Raw genomic sequence first — 17,783 nt, 5'->3', positions numbered from 1 at the left:
CGCTAGCGCTGGCTGGCTGCCTGGCGCAGCGCATCGAGAAAGCTGCGGCGCCACCAGTGGATGTCCTGCTCGCGAATGCGCGCGAGCAGTTTCGTGTGGCGCTCGCGGCGCTCCTCGAGCGGCATCTGCAGTGCCTGCTGCACCGTCTCGGCGGTGCGGTGCGTGTCGTAGGGGTTGACCAGCAGCGCCTCCTTGAGCTGCTCGGCCGCACCTGCGAAGCGTGAGAGCACCAGCACGCCCGGATCCTCCGGGTCCTGAGCCGCGATGTACTCCTTGGCGACGAGGTTCATGCCATCGCGCAGCGGCGTCACGAGTCCGACGGCGGCGGCACGGCACAGCCCCGGCACGCGCTTGCGCGCCACCATGCGGTGGATGTAGCGCACCGGCATCCAGTCGAGTTCGCCGTAATCGCCGTTGATCGCACCGCACAGCGACTCGAGTTCGCGCCGGATGTCGCCGTAGGCGTCGACCGTCTCGCGCGTGGGCGAGGCGATCTGGATCAGCGTGGCGCTGCGGCGGTTCTCGGGGTAGTTGGCGAGCAGTTCGCTGAAGGCGCGCACGCGCTGCGGAATGCCCTTGGAGTAGTCGAGCCGGTCGATGCCCAGCAGCAGTCGCCGCTGCGAGTATTCGCGCCGCATGGTGTCGAACATGTCGCGCGACTCCTTGGCATGCGTGAGCCGCGTGAACTCGTCCACGTCGATGCCGATCGGGAACGCGCTGCAGCGCACCGTCTGCCCGTAAGCGCGGTACATGTCGTCGCCGAGGTATTCGCCGTTGGCTTCGTTGCGCACGTAGTGTTCGAAGTGCTGCACGTCCTGCTGCGCCTGGAAGCCGATCAGGTCGTAGGAGAACAGCGAGCGCATGAGCCATTCATGCTGCGGGACTGCCGCGATGATGATCTGCGGCGGTAGCGGAATGTGCAGGAAGAAGCCGATGCGCTGCTTGCAGCCCATCGCGCGCAGTTCGGCCGCGAGCGGCATCAGGTGGTAGTCGTGGATCCAGATGATGTCGTCTTCCTTCAGCAGCGGCATGAGCTTGCGCGCGAACAGCTGGTTCACTCGCCGGTAGCCGCCGATGAAGCCGGCATCGAAATGGGCAAGGTCGAGCCGGTTGTGGAAGACCGGCCACAGCACGTCGTTGCTGTAGCCGAGGTAGTAGCTGTCGTGGTCGTCACGGCTCAGGTCGAGCGTGGCCAGCGTGACCTTGCCGGCCTGCTGCACATGCAGCTCGCCTTCGCCGGTGGGACCTTCCTCGACGATCTGGCCACTCCAGCCGAACCAGAGCCCCCCGCTTTGCTGCAGGCTTTCGCCGAGTGCCACGGCCAGGCCGCCGGCCGCGGGCTTGCGTGGGTCGGCCACGCGGTTGGATACGACGACAAGACGGTTCATATGGCGGAGTCCCAGGGCGCCGAGAGCCGCATCGCCGCGTTGATGATGCCGACCATGGAATAGGTCTGCGGAAAGTTGCCCCACATCTCGCCGGTGACGGGATGCGTGTCTTCGGAGAGCAGGCCGAGCGGATTGCGGGCCGCGAGCATGGTCTCGAAGATCTGGCGTGCTTCGGCCTTGCGGCCGATCTTGGCAAGCGCGTCGATGCGCCAGAAGGTACAGATGTTGAAGGCGGTCTCGGGCTTGCCGAAGTCGTCGGCCGCTTCGTAGCGGCGCATGTAGGGGCCGTCGCAGAGCGACTTCTCCATGGCGTCGACGGTGGAGACGAAGCGCGGATCGCGCGCGTCGATCAGGCCCACCTCGACCATCAGCAAAATGCTCGCATCGAGTTCGTGGCCGCCGAAGCTCTCGGCGAAGGCCTGTCGCTCCTCGCACCACGATTTGTCCAGGATCTCTTCCTTCATGCGCGCGGCATGGCCCTGCCAGTAGGCGGCGCGCTCGGGCAGCGCCAGCGCGTGGGCGATCTTGCCGAGCCGGTCGCAGGCGGCCCAGCTCATCAGGGCCGAGCTGGTGTGCACGCGGGCGCGGGTGCGCAGCTCCCACATGCCGGCATCGGGCGTGCCGTAGACGCGGATCGCCTGCTCGCCCACCGCTTCGAGGTGCGGGAATTCCGCCACACCCGCGGGGCTCAGCAGGCGCTGGTCGTGGAAAGCCTGCGCCGCGCCGAGCACGATGTTGCCGTACACGTCGTGCTGGAAGTGCTCTTGCGCCTGGTTGCCCACGCGCACCGGCCCCATGCCGCGGTAGCCCGGCAGGTGCTCGACCATGGATTCGGGCAGTTCGCGCTCGAGTCCGATGCCGTAGAGCGGCTGAATGTGCTCGCCGTGCGAGCCGATCACCACGTTGCCGAGCCAGCGCAGGTAGTCCTCCATGGTGCCCACTTCGCTCAGCGAGTTGAGCGCGCGCACCACGAAGAAGGCGTCACGCAGCCAGCAGTAGCGGTAGTCCCAGTTGCGCTGGCTGCCCGGCGCCTCCGGGATGCTCGTGGTCATGGCGGCGACGATGGCGCCGGTGTCCTCGTAGAGCGAGAGCTTGAGCGTGATCGCGGCGCGGATCACCGCGTCCTGGTATTCGAACGGAATCGCAAGCCGCTTGCTCCAGGTGCGCCAGTAAGCGATGGTTTCCTGCTCGAAGGCCCGCGCGGTATCGGCAATGCCGTCGAGCAGCGTCTCGTCGACGCCGAACATGAAGTTGTACTCGCGCGAGAGTACGAACGGCTGGCGCGCGAGGATGTGCGAGATCGAGGCGTCGGTGTTGAGCCGCAGCGTCACGTCGGGCCCGACGTAGCGGATGTGGTTGCTGCCGCGCGTGACCTCCACCGGCGCCGAGGCGCCCCACTGGAAGCGCGGGTCGAGCGACACGCGGATGCGCGGCGAACCCGCGAGCGGCCGCACGCGGCGCACCAGCATGAGCGGACGGAAGTAGCGCGAGCGGCTGTAGAAGCGCGGCGCAAAGTCGGTGATCTCGATGCCCTGGCCGGCGCTGTCGAACAGCTGGGTGCGCAGCACGGCGGTATTGGGCTCGTACCACTGCTTGCTCGAGGCGAAGTCCTCGATCTCGATGGCCCAGGCGCCGGCCTCGTCGCCCGGGTGCAGCAGGGCATTGAAGACCGGGTCGCCGTCGAAGCGCGGCAGGCAGCACCAGACGATGCGCCCGCGGGCGTCGACCAGCGCGCTGTAGGCGCAATTGCCGATCACGCCGACGTCGAGCGAAGGCTCGGCCGGCGGGGCGAAGCCGCGCGGCACGGCCGAGGTGGCGGCGCGGGGATCGACCGGGGCCTTGTCGGCGGGCCCGGCCGCGCCCGCGAGCGAAGTGCCCGCGCGGTCCTCGGGCGCCTTCGGCAACTGCAGTTCACTCATCCGGTCGCTCCTCTGCTCAGGTATCTTCGTTCTTCTTGTGCGGGGCTGCAGCCAGTTGGTCGCGCATCTGCACCAGCCATTCGTAGACGGCGCGCGGCGACTCGAGGCGGTGCTGTGCAATGCTCGGCCCCGCGCCGACCTTGATGGCGATGCCGCCGCGCGGCTGCACCACCGCGAAGCCGGTTTCGTCCGTGGTGTCGTCGCCGGCAAAGAACGGCACGCGCCCCGCGAACGGGGCCTCGGTCATGAAGGCGTCGATCGCGGTGCCCTTGTTGACGCCCGTGGGCTTGATCTCGAACACGAACTTGCCATGCATGAGTTCGAGCAGCGGACGGTCGGTGATGGCGCGCGACATCGCGTCGCGGCACACGGCCTCGAGCTGCGGCGCCAGGCGGTAGTGCAGCGCGATGGCCGCGTGCTTGCGTTCGACCAGCAGCCCCTCGTGCACGCGCGCCAACTCGTTGGCGGCATCGAGGATGGGAATGAGATCGGGTGGGCGCTGCTCCTGCATGCGCCCCTTGGCGTCGCGGCGCTGCACGCCGTGCTCGCCCGCGACAGGCAGCCGCAGCGGTGCAAGGAAGCGGTCGATGGCGTCGATCTGGCGGCCCGAAACCACCGCCAGCGCACCGCCGAGCTGGTCACTCAGATCTTCGAGCAGTGGAACCAGCGCGGGAGGAATCTCGATCGATTCAGGGGTTGGCGCGAGGCCGACCAGGGTGCCATCGAAATCGAGAAAGAGGGCGCCGTCTTGGCCCAACGGAGGTGGCAACTTGGAAGACATTGGCATCTGGCAACGACCATAACACGGGCCTAGCAGGTTCCATGTCGGCCAAAGCCGGACGTGCCCGGAGGCGGGCGCGAGCGCTTACAAAGTTGTCAATCGAGCGCGGCCGCGACCGCTTCCACGCGCGCCCGGTGGATCGCTGCGCCGATCTGCGGTCCCGCGGCGCCGGCCTGCTGCGCGGCGCGTGCGACCGGTTCGGTCGCCACGCCGGTCGCCACTGCCAGCACGCGCAGCAGACGCTCGCGCTGCGGGTAGGCGCGGTCTTCGAACCCGAGCCGGCCGCGCGCATCGCATTCGCAGGCCAACAGCGCATCGGCGAAGCGCGCCGGCTTGCGCAAGGCGTCGCAGCGCTCCAGCAGCCGCACCAGCGCCGCAGCGCCCAGTTCGCCGCTGCGATGGATGTTGCCGTGTTCGCGCGCCACCACATCGGCCAGCTCGCGGATCTCCACGGGCACGCGCCAGCGGTCGCACACCGCGCGCAGCAACTCGGCGCTGCGCTTCTCGTGGCCGATGTGGCGCGGCAGCATGTCGGCGGCGGTCGTGCCCTTGCCGAGGTCGTGCATGAGGCAGGCGAAGCGCACCGCGAGCGGCGCCCCGAGCCGCGCGCTCGTGTCGATGACCATCATCAGGTGCACGCCGGTATCGATCTCCGGATGGTGCGCCGCGGGCTGCGGCACGCCCCAGAGCCGGTCGACCTCGGGCAGCAGCACCGCCAGCGCGCCCGACGCCCGCAGCACCTCGAACATGCGCGAGGGGCGCGCTTCCATGAGCCCGCGCGACAGTTCCTGCCAGACGCGCTCGGGCACCAGTGCGTCGGCCTCGCCGGCCTCGACCATCTCGCGCATCAGGGCCATGGTCTCGGGCGCCACCGCGAAGTCATCGAAGCGCGCCGCGAAGCGCGCCACGCGCAGGATGCGCACCGGATCCTCGCGGAAGGCGTCGGTCACGTGGCGCAGCTGCTTCTGCGCGAGGTCGCGCCGGCCGTGGAAGGGATCGGCCAGCTTGTCGGGGGTGGGTTCGAAGCTGCCGTCGGCCTCGACGAACTCGGCCGGCATGGCGATCGCGTTGACCGTGAGGTCGCGCCGCGCGAGGTCCTGCTCGAGCGTGACGTCGGGCGCGGCGTGGATGGTGAAGCCGCGGTAGCCCGGCGCGCTCTTGCGCTCGGTGCGCGCGAGCGCGTATTCCTCGCGCGTTTCGGGGTGCAGGAACACCGGGAAGTCGCGGCCCACGGGCAGGAAGCCGCGCGCGTTCATCTCCTCGGGCGTGGCGCCGACCACCAGCCAGTCGTGGTCGGTCACGGGGCGCCCGAGCAGCCGGTCGCGCAGCGCGCCGCCGACGAGGTAGGTTTTCATGGCGCCAAGTTTAGGGATATCCCATATGTAAAAATAGAACGACCGTTCGATAATTTGTTGATGCCTCGGACGATCCTTCGCCGTTTCTCGCGGAACGCAGTCGCCGTCTCTGGCAAGGCTGCTTACTACAAAGTTCTTAACCAAAAGGAGCGAACAGATGATGAAGAAAAACATGTGGGCCCTGGCGGCATGCGGTGCGCTGGCGTCGGGCGGCGCATGGGCGCAGAACGCGGGCGACTGGGTCGTCGGTGCGGGCTGGCTCCACCTGGCACCGCAGGATTCGAGCAAGCCGCTCACGCTGACCGCGCCGGTGCGCAGCGTGGTCGCCGGCTCGGGCGCATCGGTCAGCGACTCGGACACGCTGGGCCTGAGCGCGGTGTATTTCATCGACAGCCACTGGGCGGTCGAAGGCGTGCTGGGTGTGCCGCCGAAATTCAAGCTCGACGGCAAGGGCACGCTCGGCCGCGTGGGTGAACTCGGCGAGGCGCGCCAGTGGAGCCCCACGATCCTCGGGAAGTACTACTTCAACCAGGCCAACGATGCCTTCCGCCCGTTCGTGGGCCTGGGCGCCACCTATGTCTGGTACAGCGACGTCAAGCTCACGCAGGGGCTGCAGGGCGCGCTCGGCAGCCAGCTGCGCCGGCCACCGATGTCGACCTCGACCACGGCCGAACTCGACAGCTCGTTCGCGCCGGTGTTCAACGTGGGCGCGTCCTACCAGTTCGACAAGCACTGGGGCGTCTCGTTCTCGGTCTCGTACATCCCGCTGAAGACCAAGGCTACGCTCACCACCACGTCGCTCGGCGGGCTGCCGATCGCCACCAGCGAGGCGCGGCTGAAGCTCAATCCAATCGTGACCTACCTGTCGGCGACCTACAGGTTCTGAGCGTCAGCGCTGCTGCCGGTAGGGCTCCTCGAAGTCGAGGAAGTCCTTCTCGGCCAGCGCGTCGTCGATCCAGGCCTTGACGCCGGGCAGCGCCTGCACGCGCGCGATGTAGGCGGTGATGGCGGCCGGCACCGGCAGGCCGTAGGTCTTGATGCGTACGCCGACCGGCGCGTAGTAGGCGTCGGCGATGCCGAATTCGCCGAACAGCATCGGCCCGCCGTGCGCATCGAGCAGGCCGCTCCACATCTGCACGATGCGCTCGACCTCGGCGCCGAGCGCGGGATGGTCCTTGAGCAGTTGCGCGCCCACGTGCGGAAGCGAGGCCTCGATGTTCATGCCGCACAGCGTGCGCAGGTTGCCGAAGCCCGCATGCATTTCGGCGCAGATGCTGCGCGCACGGGCGCGATCGGCCGCGGCGCTCGGCCAGAGCTGCTTCTCGGGAAAAGTCTCGGCCAGGTATTCGGCGATGGCCAGGCTGTCCCACACCACGAGTTCGCCGTCGACCAGCACCGGCACCTTGGCGACCGGATTGAGCCTGGCGATGATCTGCTTGAACTGCGAATCGGCCTCGAAGGAATCGAAGCGCACCTTGACCTCTTCAAACGGAATGCCGGCCTGCTTCATCAGCACCCAGGGCCGCATCGACCAGGACGAGTAGTTCTTGTTGCCGACGTAGAGCTTGCGCATGGTGTGGTCCTGCGGATCAGAGGAAAAGGAAGGCCCTCGATGCTAACGAGCCTGCGCGTCCGCATTGATGCCGAAGCCGCGGCAGATTGATGCGCGGTGCGCGCCCGGCGCATGCGCGCTTCAGCGCGGCGGCTCGTCCTCGGGCGCAGCGATCACGCGCCGCTTGCCCGGGTCGCGCGGCGGGCCGACCAGGCGCTCGACCAGGTTGACCAGGCGCGGCACCACGGAAAGCACCGCCAGCGCCAGCAGCGCGCTCGTCACCGCCGTGACCTCGCGCCCGAGCCCGCAGGCCATGCCGATGGCCGCCGTCATCCAGAGCCCGGCCGCGGTGGTCAGGCCCTGCACCTGGTGTTCGCCTCGGCCCTGCTTGAGGATGGTGCCGGCGCAGAGAAAGCCCACGCCCGCCACCAGTCCCTGGATGACGCGGCTCATGTCGGCCGGCTCGATGCCCGACTGCTGCGGGATCAGCACGAACATCGCTGATCCGATCGCCACCAGCATGTGGGTGCGCACGCCGGCCGCCTTGCCGTGCTGTTCGCGCTCGAACCCGAGCATGAAGCCGAGCACCGCCGCGAGCATCAGCCGCACGACGATGCGCGTGAGCTGGGCGACATCGGCCGCGTCCGAGAACTCGGCCGCAACCGTGTCGAGCACCTCGGTGGTCCAACTCATCTAGGGCAGGTCCTTGTTAGGTTCGGGTTCGGCCACATTGCGCGGGCCGACCTGGCCGAGGCGCTCCTTGAGCGACTGCGGACGGCCGCTGATCAGCGCCGCGTAGTTGGTGGTGTTGGCGAGCACCTTCTTCACGTAGTCGCGCGTCTCGTTGAAGGGCACGTTCTCGGCCCAGATCGCGGCGTCGAGAACCGGGCCGTTGCGCCAGTTGCGCGGCCGGCCGGGGCCGGCGTTGTAGGCGGCAGCGGCCAGCGCCATGGAGCCGTCGAAGTCGTCGAGCGCGAGCTTGAGGTAGGCGGTGCCGATGGTGATGTTGGTCTCGCGCTCGTTGATGCGGCCCGGCGTGAAATCGGTCATGCCGATCTTGCGCGCCGTCCAGCGCGCGGTGGCGGGCATGACCTGCATCAGGCCCGAGGCGCCGACGCCCGAGCGGGCGTCCATGATGAAGCGGCTTTCCTGACGGATCAGGCCGTAGACGTAGGCCGGGTCGAGACCGATCTCCTGGCTCTTGCGCAGCACGGTGTCGTGGAAGGGCATCGGAAAGCGCTGCTCGGCATCGATCGCGCCCTTGGTGCGCTCGCTGGTGTTGATGCAGCGGTCCCAGACTTCGCGCTGGCAGGCCAGGTCGGCCGCGGCCAGGAGCGAGCGGTCGTCCATGCCGCCCCGGTCGTGCAGGTTGGTGGCGTAGTTCCACTCGCGCACGCCTTCGGAGCGCAGCCCCATCGAGATCGCGTAGAGCCCACGCGCCAGCGACGGATTGGTGCGCGCGGCGTTCTTCTCCTCGGCCGTGAGCGGCGCCGGGCGCGTGGGCACCAAGATGCGCTGGCCCATCTCCTCGAGCGCGAGCATTTCGTAGAAGCCGCGCGTGCCGGCGATGCTCTGGTACAGCTCGCGCGCCTGGGCGCGGCGCTCGTCACCGCCCGCCGCGCTGAGCGCACGCGCCTTCCAGTAGATCCAGGTCGGCTCCAGCTGGGCGTTCTCGCTCATGGCGTTGATGGCGGGCGCCACCTCCTTCCACTGGCCGGCGCGCAGTGCGGCGCGCACGCGCCAGCCGAGCATGTCGTCGGAGAGATCGCTGTTCTTCGTGACGTTGGCGAAGTAGCTGCCGGCCAGCGGCGAGAGCTTGTTCGCGGCCTGGCGGCCGATGGTGCCCCAGACCCAGTTGCGTTCTTCGGCCGAGAGCATCGGCCCCCATTTGCCGTCGAGTTGCGAGGCCGCCTGCTCGGGGTCGGCCATGGCGATGCGGATCAGCGCCAGCACGACGATTTCCTTGCGCGACTTGGCGGCCACGAAGGCGCGGCCCGCGAGGAACTTCGCGGCGCTGGCATTGACCTCTTCGAACAGCGGCAGCGCGTCGGGTGCGGCGATGGCCACGGCGCCGCGCGCGGCCTGCGCGCGATTGGCTTCCATGGCCAGGCGCGCCTTCTTCCAGGCGTCGTTGGGCGACATCAGCCGGGCTGCGACCATGCGGTCGGCCGCGGTGAGGCAGCCGTCGTCCGCCTCTTTCTGCCCGTGCCAGTTGCGGCGCACCTCGTCGGCCTGGGCCTGGGTGGCGGTGCCGGTGCGCAGCGACTCGACGAGGATCGCGTAGCAGCGAACCTGCGGGTCGTCGTTCATGCGAAAGCCCGGCAGGGCGGCCGAGAAGCCGTCCCAGTCGCGGCGCTCGCCCAGCAGCAGCAGCCAGTCGTTGCGCAGCCGGTCTTCCTGGTAGGAGCCGGGATAGCGCGCGAAGAAGTCCTGCACTTCGTTCGGCAGGGCCTCTTTCAGCCGCGCCTTGAGCTCCCAGTAGGCGGCCCAGGGTTCGAGCGCATGGCCGCGGGCTTGCGGCAGCAGCGCGGCCAGCCGCGCCTTGTCGCCGCGCTGGAACGCCTGCTTCATCTGGACCAACAGGTCGTCGTTGCTGTTGGCCTGTTGCGCTGCCGCGGGCGCCTGCGCGAGCAGGGCGGCGGTGGCCAGGACGGTGGAAAAGACCAGCGCGGAGGCCGCTCGGCGCGGGCCGCGGTGCTTGGGTGCCAAAATGCTCGGGAACTGCATCGGGGGATTATGGACAAGTCACAGGATGCCGGCACCTCGGCGACCGCAAGTTTTCTCAAGGCACAACTGCGCAAGGCGCTCATCGAGCAGCGCCTCGCGATGCCCGACCGGCTGGCCAGGGCCGACCTGCTGCAGCGCGTGATGCGCATCTGGCTCGTGGGGCGACCCGACACGGTGATCGGCGCCTACTGGCCGATCAAGGGCGAGTTCGATCCGCTGCCCGCGCTGCACCGCTGGAAGGAAGACGGCGAACTGATGGACGAGCCGCAGCGCCGCCGCATCGGCCTGCCGGTGATGAACAAGGTCCACAAGACGCTGACCTTCCACGCCTGGTACCCGGGCTGCCAGATGGAAGAGGACGCCTACGGCATTCCCAAGCCCAAGGACACCGAACTCATCGTGCCCACGCTGCTGTTCGTCCCCTGCGTGGGCTACAGCGCCGGCGGCTACCGCCTGGGCTACGGCGGCGGCTTTTACGACCGCACGCTGGACGCGCTCGAGCCGCGGCCCTTCACGGTCGGCCTCGGCTTCACGAATGCGTTTCTCGAGGACTACCAGCCCGAGCCGCACGACCTGCCGCTGGATGCCATCCTGAACGACAACGGCGTCGTCTGGCCGGTGGGCTGACCCGGCCCTCGTCAGTCCCATGGCGCTTGAAGTGTCAGGGCCCAAAGCGTGAACGCCGCGGAACCGGCTTTGCCGGGCCGCTGGTGTTGCCCCCCAGTGGGGGGAGGCGCCGCAGGCGCTTCGGGGGGCGTCAATCAATATTGTCGACCGTGTCGGGGTCGGGCACCTCGCCGATCGTCTCGCGCGTGGTCACCGCCTGCGCCTGCAGCCAGTCCGAGAATGCCTTGATCTCGGGCCGCAGTGCCTGGCGCGGGCCGGCGATGAGCCAGTAGGCCATCGGTGAATCCATGCGGTGCTGCGGCAGCACCTCGACGAGGTCGCCATTGGCCAGGCTTTCGGCGATCAGCGAGCTGCGCGCCAGCACCACGCCCTGGCCGGTGAGCGCCGCCTGCACCATCTGGTAGGCGTAGTTGAAATAGAGCCAGCGCCGGGGCTGCGCCCGTTCGAGGCCGTTGACTTCGAACCAGCGCCGCCAGGTCAGCCATTCGAGGTGCGAGCGGTGCGCGTCGCCCGCTTCGATCAGCGTGAAGCGCGCGATGTCGGCCGGCGTCTTGACCGGCGGGCTGCTCTTCAGCAGCCACGGGCTCGCCACCGGGGTGAGCGTTTCGCCGAAAAGGCGCAGCGCCGAGGCCGGCATGCTCTCGCGCGGACCGTAGCGCAGCGCGATGTCCACGTCGGCCACTTCGAGGTCGACCGCGACGTCGCTGGCGTCGATGCGGATGTCGATTTCGGGGTTGTCGCGCTGGAAAGCCTCGAGCCGCGGGATCAGCCACATCGATGCGAACGATGCGAAGGTCGTGAGCGAGACGTTCTTGCGCCCGGCGCTCTGGCGGATCTGCCGCACCGCCATGTCGATGCGCGGCAGCGATTGCTGCACCGCGAGCAGCAGCTGCGCACCGGCGCTCGTGAGCTCCACCGCGCGCGTGTGGCGCAGGAACAGCGCCACGCCCACCTCTTCCTCGAGCGACTGGATCTGGCGGCTGACCGCCGACTGGGTGAGCGCCATTTCCTCGGCGGCGGCGCGAAAGTTCAGGTGGCGCGCCACCGCCTCGAAGGCGCGCAGGTGGCCGGCCGAGACCGGGCGGGAGCGCAGGTGGGTTTGCGAGTGCTGCATGGATCGGGAAGGGTGGATGCCGGGCATTGATGCGGATTCGGAATCAGTAGGCTACTTCGTTTTCATTGGACTGCCAACGGCCCGGAAACGATCATTCATTCCCGAACTGCGCCAATTCCTGTTTCTTCCCGTCCTGTCATCGCGCATCGGCCCAGCCAAGGAGTCTCTTATGTCCACCGCCGTCTGCACCAATGAATCGCTCGCTTCCCTGCCAGGTGCTGCCCGCACCAACGCTGCCGTGCCGCCGGCCGTGCGCCGTGGCGCCTGGCAGATCGCACCCGGCGAGGCCATGAGCCTGCGTGCCCGCACCGCCAGTGTGCTGCGCATCAAGCAGGGCCGCGTCTGGGTCACGGCCGACGCCAACGCGGCCAGCGCAAGCGAAGACCTCGTGCTCGCACCGGGCGAGTCGCTCACGGTGGCTGGGGGCCGGCGCATCGTGATGGAAGCCTGGGACGGCTACGGCGCCACCTATTCGTGGGACCCGGCCTGAGCCGCCCGTCGGGCAGCGCGTGTTTCCCACGGACGGAAGGCGGCCTCGGCCGCCTTTTTCTTTGGCTGCCCGGAATTCAGATGCTGATGTCGAAGCTGGGCCGCAGCGCCAGGAAGTGCTTCAGCGCCGCCTCACCGTCGAGCGCATGGACGCCGGCCATCAGATCGGGGCCTTCGCTCTCGGCCAGGCCCATGCCGAAGCCGCTGTAGCGGCGGCTGTCCAATGCGCCGCGGTAGAGCACCCGCACCTCCGTATGCCGCGGGTCATGGGCGATGCGGTGCATCAGCGTCTCCACGGCTTCCACGGGTCCTTCGAGGTGTTGGCAGAACCGCATGCCGTCGAACACCAGCAGGCCGGTGATCCGGTGTTCTGCGTTGCGAGCGCGGGCCTGGGTCACGATGGTGCCGACGGCCGTCGGCGGCAGGTCTTGCGTCAGAAGGCTGCAGTAGAAGATTTCGTGAAGTGCGTGGTGATCTGTCATGCGTTCGGAGGCAAGGGACGTATGAAGTCTAGGCACCTCCGAAGTGTCGCGAAATGTGAAAAGACATAGGCAAAAGACCTATAGTGCGGCGTGAAATTCGAGGACTACGCCATCCCTGCACCGCCGCCCGCGGGCCCGAACCCGTGCGACGACTGCGCGTTGCGCCGGCTCGACGCCTTCCTGCCGGCATCGCAGGACGAGCTTGCAACCATCCAGTCCTTCAGGATCGGCTCGCGCCAGGTCGCGGCCGGGCGCGCGATCATCGAGGAGCACCGGCCCAGCCCCGAGCTGTTCACGCTCTACGCCGGCTGGGCCTTCCGCTACAAGACGCTCAGCGACGGCCGGCGCCAGATCCTGAGCTTCCTGTTGCCTGGCGACTTCATCGGGCTGCAGGACGAATTCGCCGATGGGCAGACGCACGGCGTGGAGGCCGTGACCGACACCACGCTGTGCGCCTTTTCGCGCGCCCGGCTGTGGGAACTCTTCCATGGCCAGCCGAAGCTCGGCTACAGCATCACCTGGCTCGCCGCGCGCGAGGAAAAGCTCGTTGACGACAACCTCGTGACCGCGGGCCGCCGCAACGCGGTCGAGCGCGTGGCCATGCTGCTGATGCACCTGTACCGGCGCGCGCAACGTGTGGGCATGGTGCGCGACGATTGGGTCGAGTTTCCGTTCAACCAGCAGCACATCGCCGATGCGCTCGGACTGTCGCTGGTGCACACCAACAAGACCTTGCGCAAGCTGCAGGCGCTCGGGCTCTACAAGCTCGATGCCGGCTGGCTGCGCATCCTGGAGCCGCATGCGCTCGAAAGGCTGGGCGACTATTTCGAACGGCCGATGCGGCCGACGCCGCTGATCTAGGGGCCCGAGGCCGCGGTCAGGCGCGCGCGCTGCTGCCCAGCACCTTGTAGAGGTACGAGCGCGAGATGCCGAGCTCCTGCGCCGCCAGCTTCTTGTTGCCGCCGCAGCGCGCGATCGCATCGAGGATGGCCTGGCATTCGACCTGCCGCAGCGGTGCCACTGCCCCGCCGGCCGGCGACCCGGCCCGCGTCACAGACACGGACGAAAGATCTTGCGCCGGTATCCGCTGCGCATCGGCGAGCGGATCCTGATGGCGGGCGAAGTCCGCCACGCCGAGCAGCTTGCCGTCGCAGAACACCAGCGCCTCTTCCACGCGCTGGCGCAACTGGCGCACGTTGCCGGGCCAGCGCTGCTGCGCCAGGTAGCCGATCACGCCGGGCGCGATGCCTGGCTGGGCGATGCCGTTGCGCTCGCAGAACGCCTGCATGAAGCGCTGCACCAGTGCGGGAATGTCCTCGAGGCGCTGGCGCAGCGCCGGCACGTTCAGCACCACGCCGCTGAGGCGGTAGAACAGGTCGAGCCTGAAGCGGCCGCTGTCGATCAGCGCCCGCAGGTCGCGGTGCGTGGCCGCCACGATCCTGAAGTTCATGCGCCGGCTCAACTGGCTTCCGAGTCGCTGCACCTGGCGGTCTTCGAGCACGCGCAGCAGCTTGACCTGGATCTCCATCGGGATGTCGGCCACCTCGTCGAGAAAGAGCGTGCCGCCTTCGGCCTGCTCGAGCTTGCCGGGCTGTCCCTGCTTCTTGCCGCCCGTGAAAGCGCCGGCCTCGTAGCCGAACAGCTCGGATTCGATGAGGGTGGCGGGCAGGGCGGCCAGGTTCAGGCTGACCAATGGCGCATCGGCGCTGCGCCCACGTGCATGCAGGGCCTGCGCGACCAGTTCCTTGCCGCTGCCGCTCTCGCCGAGGATGAGCACGGGCACGTCGAGCCTCGCCACGGCGTCGATCTCGCGCGAGAGCCGTTGCATGGGCGCACTGCTGCCCACCATGATGGTTGCCGCGGCCGTTCCGCCCTGGAGTTCGCTGAGTTGCCGCTTGTAGTGCTGCACCTCGTCGCGCAGCTGGTTCAGGCGCTGCTGCATGCGGTTGACGGCCTCCACGCCGCTGAAGCTCACCTGCCCCACCGCACCGACCACGGCGCCGCCCTCGAAGATCGGCATGCGATTGACGATGCGGCTCACGCCGCGCCCCAGTTCCTGCAGCTCGCCGATCTCGGCCCTGCCGCTGCGTGCCACGTGGGGCAGTCGCGAGTTGGGGATCACGTCTTCCGCACGGCGCCCCACCGCCACGCCCGGCGCCAGGCCGAAGAACTTCTCGTGCACGGGGCTGATGTAGCGCATGTGCCCGTCGCGATCGGCCACGGTGATGGCCTGGTACGGATTGGTCAGGAACATGTTGAGGATGGCGTACGCGAAAGGCACGCTCGCCGCGAGGTCGAACAGCGCGGCCGATTCGTCGGCCGGCCGCACCAGCGCGACTTCCGTGTCCGCATCCGCCAGCCAGACGACGACATGGCGCGACATGCCGCGTGGCCCTGGCGTTTCCACATGCAGCAGGCGCCCCGCGCCGGACGGCTGGCCCTGGTCGGCCTGCGCCAGTCGCGCGCTCGCGACGGCCTTGGCCACGGCCGCGCGCAGCAGCGGTTCGCGCGCCGACCCCAGCTGCACGGCCGGCGCTTGCGCGCCGCTGTGCCAGGCGAGCAGGCCGAAACGGTGGTCCGTGGGATGAACGGGCATGTCTTTGCGGCGTGTGTTTACTGCGGACACCCACTCTAGCAGTGTCTTGGTTGTGTCCTTGTCGTGGACGTGTCTCGCGCGCCCGCCCAGCAGTCGCCTTTGAAATCAACGACTTACACGGTTGGCACGGTCCCTGCGCAGCAATGGCCAGGAGACATACACACATGACTTGGCAACCCGAAGTGGACGAGATCGCCTACCGCCGCGCGCTGGCGGCGAAGCTCGGTGGCGAGGACAAGGTGGCGCGGCACAAAGCTGCAGGCAAGCTGACGGTGCGCGAACGCATCGCCGGCTGCACCGACCCGGCGTCGTTCGTGGAAGTGGGCTCGTTGACGGGCTCGGGCCAGTACGACAGCCTGGGCCGCCTGGTGGATTTCACGCCGTCCAACCTCGTCATGGGCCGCGCGCGCATCGGCGGGCGAACCGTGGTCGTGGTGGGGGACGATTTCACGGTCCGCGGGGGTGCCAACGACGGCGCCGTGGGCGACAAGCTCATCTTCGCGGAGAAGATGGCGCACGACCTGCGACTGCCGATGGTCCGGCTGGTCGACGGCACGGGCGGCGGCGGTTCGGTGCGCAACATCGAGACCAAGGGCTACACCAGCGTGCCGACCATGAAGGTCTGGAGCCAGGTGGTGGAGAACCTCTCCACCGTGCCCGTCGTGTCGCTCGCGCTGGGCTCGGTGGCGGGCATGGGGGCGGCACGGGTCGCCTCGAGCCACTACTCGGTCATGGTCAAGGACACCGCTCAGGTGTTCAACGCGGGCCCGCCCGTGGTGGCGCGCATCGGTCAGACGGTGACCAAGAACGAACTCGGCGGCAGCCACATCCACACGCGCAACGGCGTGGTCGACGACGAGGTGGCGACCGAGGAAGAGGCCTTCGAACGCGTGCGCGGCTTTCTCTCGTACCTGCCGTCGTCCGTGCATGAACTGCCCGCGCGCGGCGAGGTGCGCGACGACCCCGCGCGCCGCGACGAATGGCTGCTGTCCGCCATTCCGCGCGACGGCCGCAAGGTCTACAAGGTCCGGCCGATCGTCGAATGCCTGGTGGACAGCGGTTCGTTCCTGGAAACCGGCCGCCAGTGGGGCCGCGCCATCGTCACCGGACTGGCGCGCATCGACGGCTGGCCCGTGGCCGTGGTCGCGAGCGACCCGTATTTCTATGGCGGCGGCTGGGATGGCCTCTCGGCCGAGAAGTTCACGCGCTTCGTCGACCTGGCGCAGACCTTCCATCTGCCGGTGGTGAACCTGGTGGACATCGCCGGCTTCCAGATCGGCGTGGAGGCCGAGAAGGCCGGGATCATGCGCTACGGCGTGCGCGCGCTGGCGGCGGTGTACCAGGCCACGGTGCCGTGGTGCAGCCTGATCGTCCGGCGGGCCTACGGCGTGGCCGCGGCGGGCCACCAGCACATGGGGCGCTTCAACTTCCGCTACGCCTGGCCGTCGGCCAACTGGGGTTCGTTGCCGATCGAGGGCGGGCTCGAGGTGGCCTACAAGGCCGAGATCGAAGGCGCGGACGACCCGGTGCAAAAGCGCGCCGAGATCGAGCAGCGCGTGCGCAGCCTCAGTTCGCCGTTCCGGACCGCCGAAGCCTTCGGCATCGACGAGGTGATCGACCCGCGCGACACGCGCCGGCTGCTGTGCGAATTCGTCCATCTGGCCGCGCCGCTGCGCGAGCCGGGAGCTCCCCGCTTCGGCCTGCGCCCCTGAATCAACAACCAAGAAGGAGACAAGAACATGACCGAAACGCATCGCCGTCCGTCCACGCGCCGCATCCTCGCCGCGCTGGGCCTGGCCGCCTCGTGCCTGGCCATTGCGCCGGCGCAGGCGCAGGCGGACAACTGGCCGAGCAAGCCGATCCGCATCCTGGTCGGCTTTCCGGCCGGTTCGTTCACCGACACCATCGCCCGCAGCGTGGCGGACCAGCTCGGCAGGCAACTGGGCCAGCCGGTGGTGGTGGAGAACAAGCCCGGCGCCAACGGCGCCATCGGCGTGGGCGAGGCCGCACGGGCTGCGCCCGACGGCTACACGCTGTTGGTCACCAACTCGAGCAGCATCACGATCAATCCGCAGATCTACAAGAAGATCACCTACCAGCCGAAGGACTTCGCGCCGGTCGCCATGCTGCTCGACGCGCCTTTCATCCTGGCGGCCAACCCCGCCTGGGCAAGCAAGAACCAGATCCGCGAACCCAAGGACGTGATCGCCTACGCCCGGCGCAATCCCGACAAGATCAGCTATGGCTCGGCGGGCCCGGGCAACATCGCGCATCTGGCCTTCGCGTCGTGGAGCAACCGAGCCGACGTCAAGACGACGCACGTGCCCTACAAGAGCGCCTCGCAGGCGCAGCTGGCGGTGCTCAGCGGCGAGCTGGCCCTTCAGTTCGACACCTGGAGCGCGCTGCCGCAGATCGCCGCGGGCAAGCTGGTGCCGCTGGCCGTCACCGCGCCCAAGCGCATGAAGCAGCTGCCCGACGTGCCCACGATGGCCGAAGCGGGCTATGCCGACTTCAACGTCACCTTCTGGGCCGGCCTGTTCGCGCCGGCCGGGACGCCGCCGGCCATCGTCGATCGCCTCTACGAGGCGACGCAGGGCATGCTCAAGGACGAGCGCGCACGCAACGTGCTCACCAGCCAGGGCGACATGGCGATGCTGCCGCCCGGGCCTTTCGGCGAACGGATCGCCAAGGAAGTGGCCGACTGGAAGCAGGTGATCCAGCGCGAAGCCATCTCGCTGGACTGAAACGAGGTT

Annotated in this window: 16 protein-coding genes; 6 read left to right on the top strand and 10 right to left on the bottom strand. The window is 68.6% G+C overall.

The window, feature by feature from the left end; translation table 11 throughout:
- Positions 1–2: 2 nt before the first annotated feature.
- The 4 genes from otsA to AC3A6R_RS09705 form a co-directional block, all read right to left on the bottom strand.
- A complete protein-coding gene (gene otsA / locus AC3A6R_RS09720) occupies positions 3–1,388 on the bottom strand; it encodes an alpha,alpha-trehalose-phosphate synthase (UDP-forming) (protein WP_487862852.1) in 1,386 nt (461 codons plus the stop codon).
- The gene (locus AC3A6R_RS09715; protein ID WP_487862853.1) at positions 1,385–3,307 is read right to left on the bottom strand and encodes a glycoside hydrolase family 15 protein; all 1,923 of its coding nucleotides are present in this window, start codon (positions 3,305–3,307) and stop codon (positions 1,385–1,387) included. Before AC3A6R_RS09715 ends, otsA begins: the two co-directional genes overlap by 4 nt.
- A 16-nt stretch (positions 3,308–3,323) precedes the next feature.
- Positions 3,324–4,094, bottom strand: a complete 771-nt coding sequence (gene otsB, locus AC3A6R_RS09710; protein WP_487864374.1) for a trehalose-phosphatase — start codon at positions 4,092–4,094, stop codon at positions 3,324–3,326.
- A gap of 89 nt (positions 4,095–4,183) precedes the next feature.
- Entirely contained in the window at positions 4,184–5,443 is a 1,260-nt protein-coding gene (locus tag AC3A6R_RS09705; protein ID WP_487864373.1) for a multifunctional CCA addition/repair protein, read from the bottom strand.
- Between the two features lie 160 nt (positions 5,444–5,603).
- On the opposite strand from AC3A6R_RS09705, the gene AC3A6R_RS09700 reads away from it, so the two are divergent.
- Complete coding sequence (locus tag AC3A6R_RS09700; RefSeq protein ID WP_487864386.1) at positions 5,604–6,329, top strand: OmpW/AlkL family protein; 726 nt, start codon at positions 5,604–5,606, stop codon at positions 6,327–6,329.
- A 3-nt stretch (positions 6,330–6,332) separates the two neighbouring features.
- On the opposite strand, the gene AC3A6R_RS09695 is transcribed toward AC3A6R_RS09700, so the two are convergent.
- The 3 genes from AC3A6R_RS09695 to AC3A6R_RS09685 form a co-directional block, all read right to left on the bottom strand.
- Positions 6,333–7,016, bottom strand: coding sequence for a glutathione S-transferase family protein (locus AC3A6R_RS09695; protein ID WP_487864372.1), 684 nt, complete (start codon positions 7,014–7,016; stop codon positions 6,333–6,335).
- Between the two features lie 120 nt (positions 7,017–7,136).
- Positions 7,137–7,688, bottom strand: a complete 552-nt coding sequence (locus tag AC3A6R_RS09690; protein WP_487864371.1) for an MgtC/SapB family protein — start codon at positions 7,686–7,688, stop codon at positions 7,137–7,139.
- Positions 7,689–9,722 carry a lytic transglycosylase domain-containing protein gene (locus AC3A6R_RS09685; RefSeq protein WP_487864370.1) on the bottom strand — a complete coding sequence of 678 codons (2,034 nt, stop codon included), beginning with the start codon at positions 9,720–9,722 and terminating at the stop codon, positions 7,689–7,691.
- 9 nt (positions 9,723–9,731) lie between these two features.
- Between AC3A6R_RS09685 and AC3A6R_RS09680 the strand changes: the two genes are divergently transcribed.
- Positions 9,732–10,349 (top strand): 5-formyltetrahydrofolate cyclo-ligase, encoded by a 618-nt coding sequence (locus tag AC3A6R_RS09680; protein WP_487862859.1) that lies wholly within the window; start codon positions 9,732–9,734, stop codon positions 10,347–10,349.
- Between the two features lie 130 nt (positions 10,350–10,479).
- Here AC3A6R_RS09680 and AC3A6R_RS09675 read toward each other — a convergent pair whose 3' ends face one another.
- On the bottom strand, positions 10,480–11,463 hold the full coding sequence (locus tag AC3A6R_RS09675; RefSeq protein ID WP_487864369.1) for a LysR substrate-binding domain-containing protein: 984 nt from the start codon (positions 11,461–11,463) through the stop codon (positions 10,480–10,482).
- Positions 11,464–11,632: 169 nt separating this feature from the next.
- Here AC3A6R_RS09675 and AC3A6R_RS09670 point away from each other — a divergent pair, with 169 nt between their 5' ends.
- The gene (locus AC3A6R_RS09670) at positions 11,633–11,953 is read left to right on the top strand and encodes a DUF2917 domain-containing protein (RefSeq protein ID WP_487862861.1); all 321 of its coding nucleotides are present in this window, start codon (positions 11,633–11,635) and stop codon (positions 11,951–11,953) included.
- Positions 11,954–12,029: 76 nt separating this feature from the next.
- Here AC3A6R_RS09670 and AC3A6R_RS09665 read toward each other — a convergent pair whose 3' ends face one another.
- Positions 12,030–12,434 carry a BLUF domain-containing protein gene (locus AC3A6R_RS09665; protein WP_487864368.1) on the bottom strand — a complete coding sequence of 135 codons (405 nt, stop codon included), beginning with the start codon at positions 12,432–12,434 and terminating at the stop codon, positions 12,030–12,032.
- 90 nt (positions 12,435–12,524) lie between these two features.
- Between AC3A6R_RS09665 and AC3A6R_RS09660 the strand changes: the two genes are divergently transcribed.
- Positions 12,525–13,295 (top strand): Crp/Fnr family transcriptional regulator, encoded by a 771-nt coding sequence (locus AC3A6R_RS09660; RefSeq protein WP_487862863.1) that lies wholly within the window; start codon positions 12,525–12,527, stop codon positions 13,293–13,295.
- A 16-nt stretch (positions 13,296–13,311) separates the two neighbouring features.
- Here AC3A6R_RS09660 and AC3A6R_RS09655 read toward each other — a convergent pair whose 3' ends face one another.
- The gene (locus tag AC3A6R_RS09655) at positions 13,312–15,030 is read right to left on the bottom strand and encodes a sigma-54 interaction domain-containing protein (protein WP_487864367.1); all 1,719 of its coding nucleotides are present in this window, start codon (positions 15,028–15,030) and stop codon (positions 13,312–13,314) included.
- Between the two features lie 164 nt (positions 15,031–15,194).
- Between AC3A6R_RS09655 and AC3A6R_RS09650 the strand changes: the two genes are divergently transcribed.
- Positions 15,195–16,742, top strand: coding sequence for an acyl-CoA carboxylase subunit beta (locus AC3A6R_RS09650; protein ID WP_487864366.1), 1,548 nt, complete (start codon positions 15,195–15,197; stop codon positions 16,740–16,742).
- 27 nt (positions 16,743–16,769) lie between these two features.
- Positions 16,770–17,774 carry a Bug family tripartite tricarboxylate transporter substrate binding protein gene (locus AC3A6R_RS09645; protein WP_487864365.1) on the top strand — a complete coding sequence of 335 codons (1,005 nt, stop codon included), beginning with the start codon at positions 16,770–16,772 and terminating at the stop codon, positions 17,772–17,774.
- Positions 17,775–17,783 lie beyond the last annotated feature (9 nt).

Source organism: Variovorax sp. Soil_C_19 (genome assembly GCF_057657255.1).
This window is presented reverse-complemented; position numbering and strand designations above follow the sequence as displayed.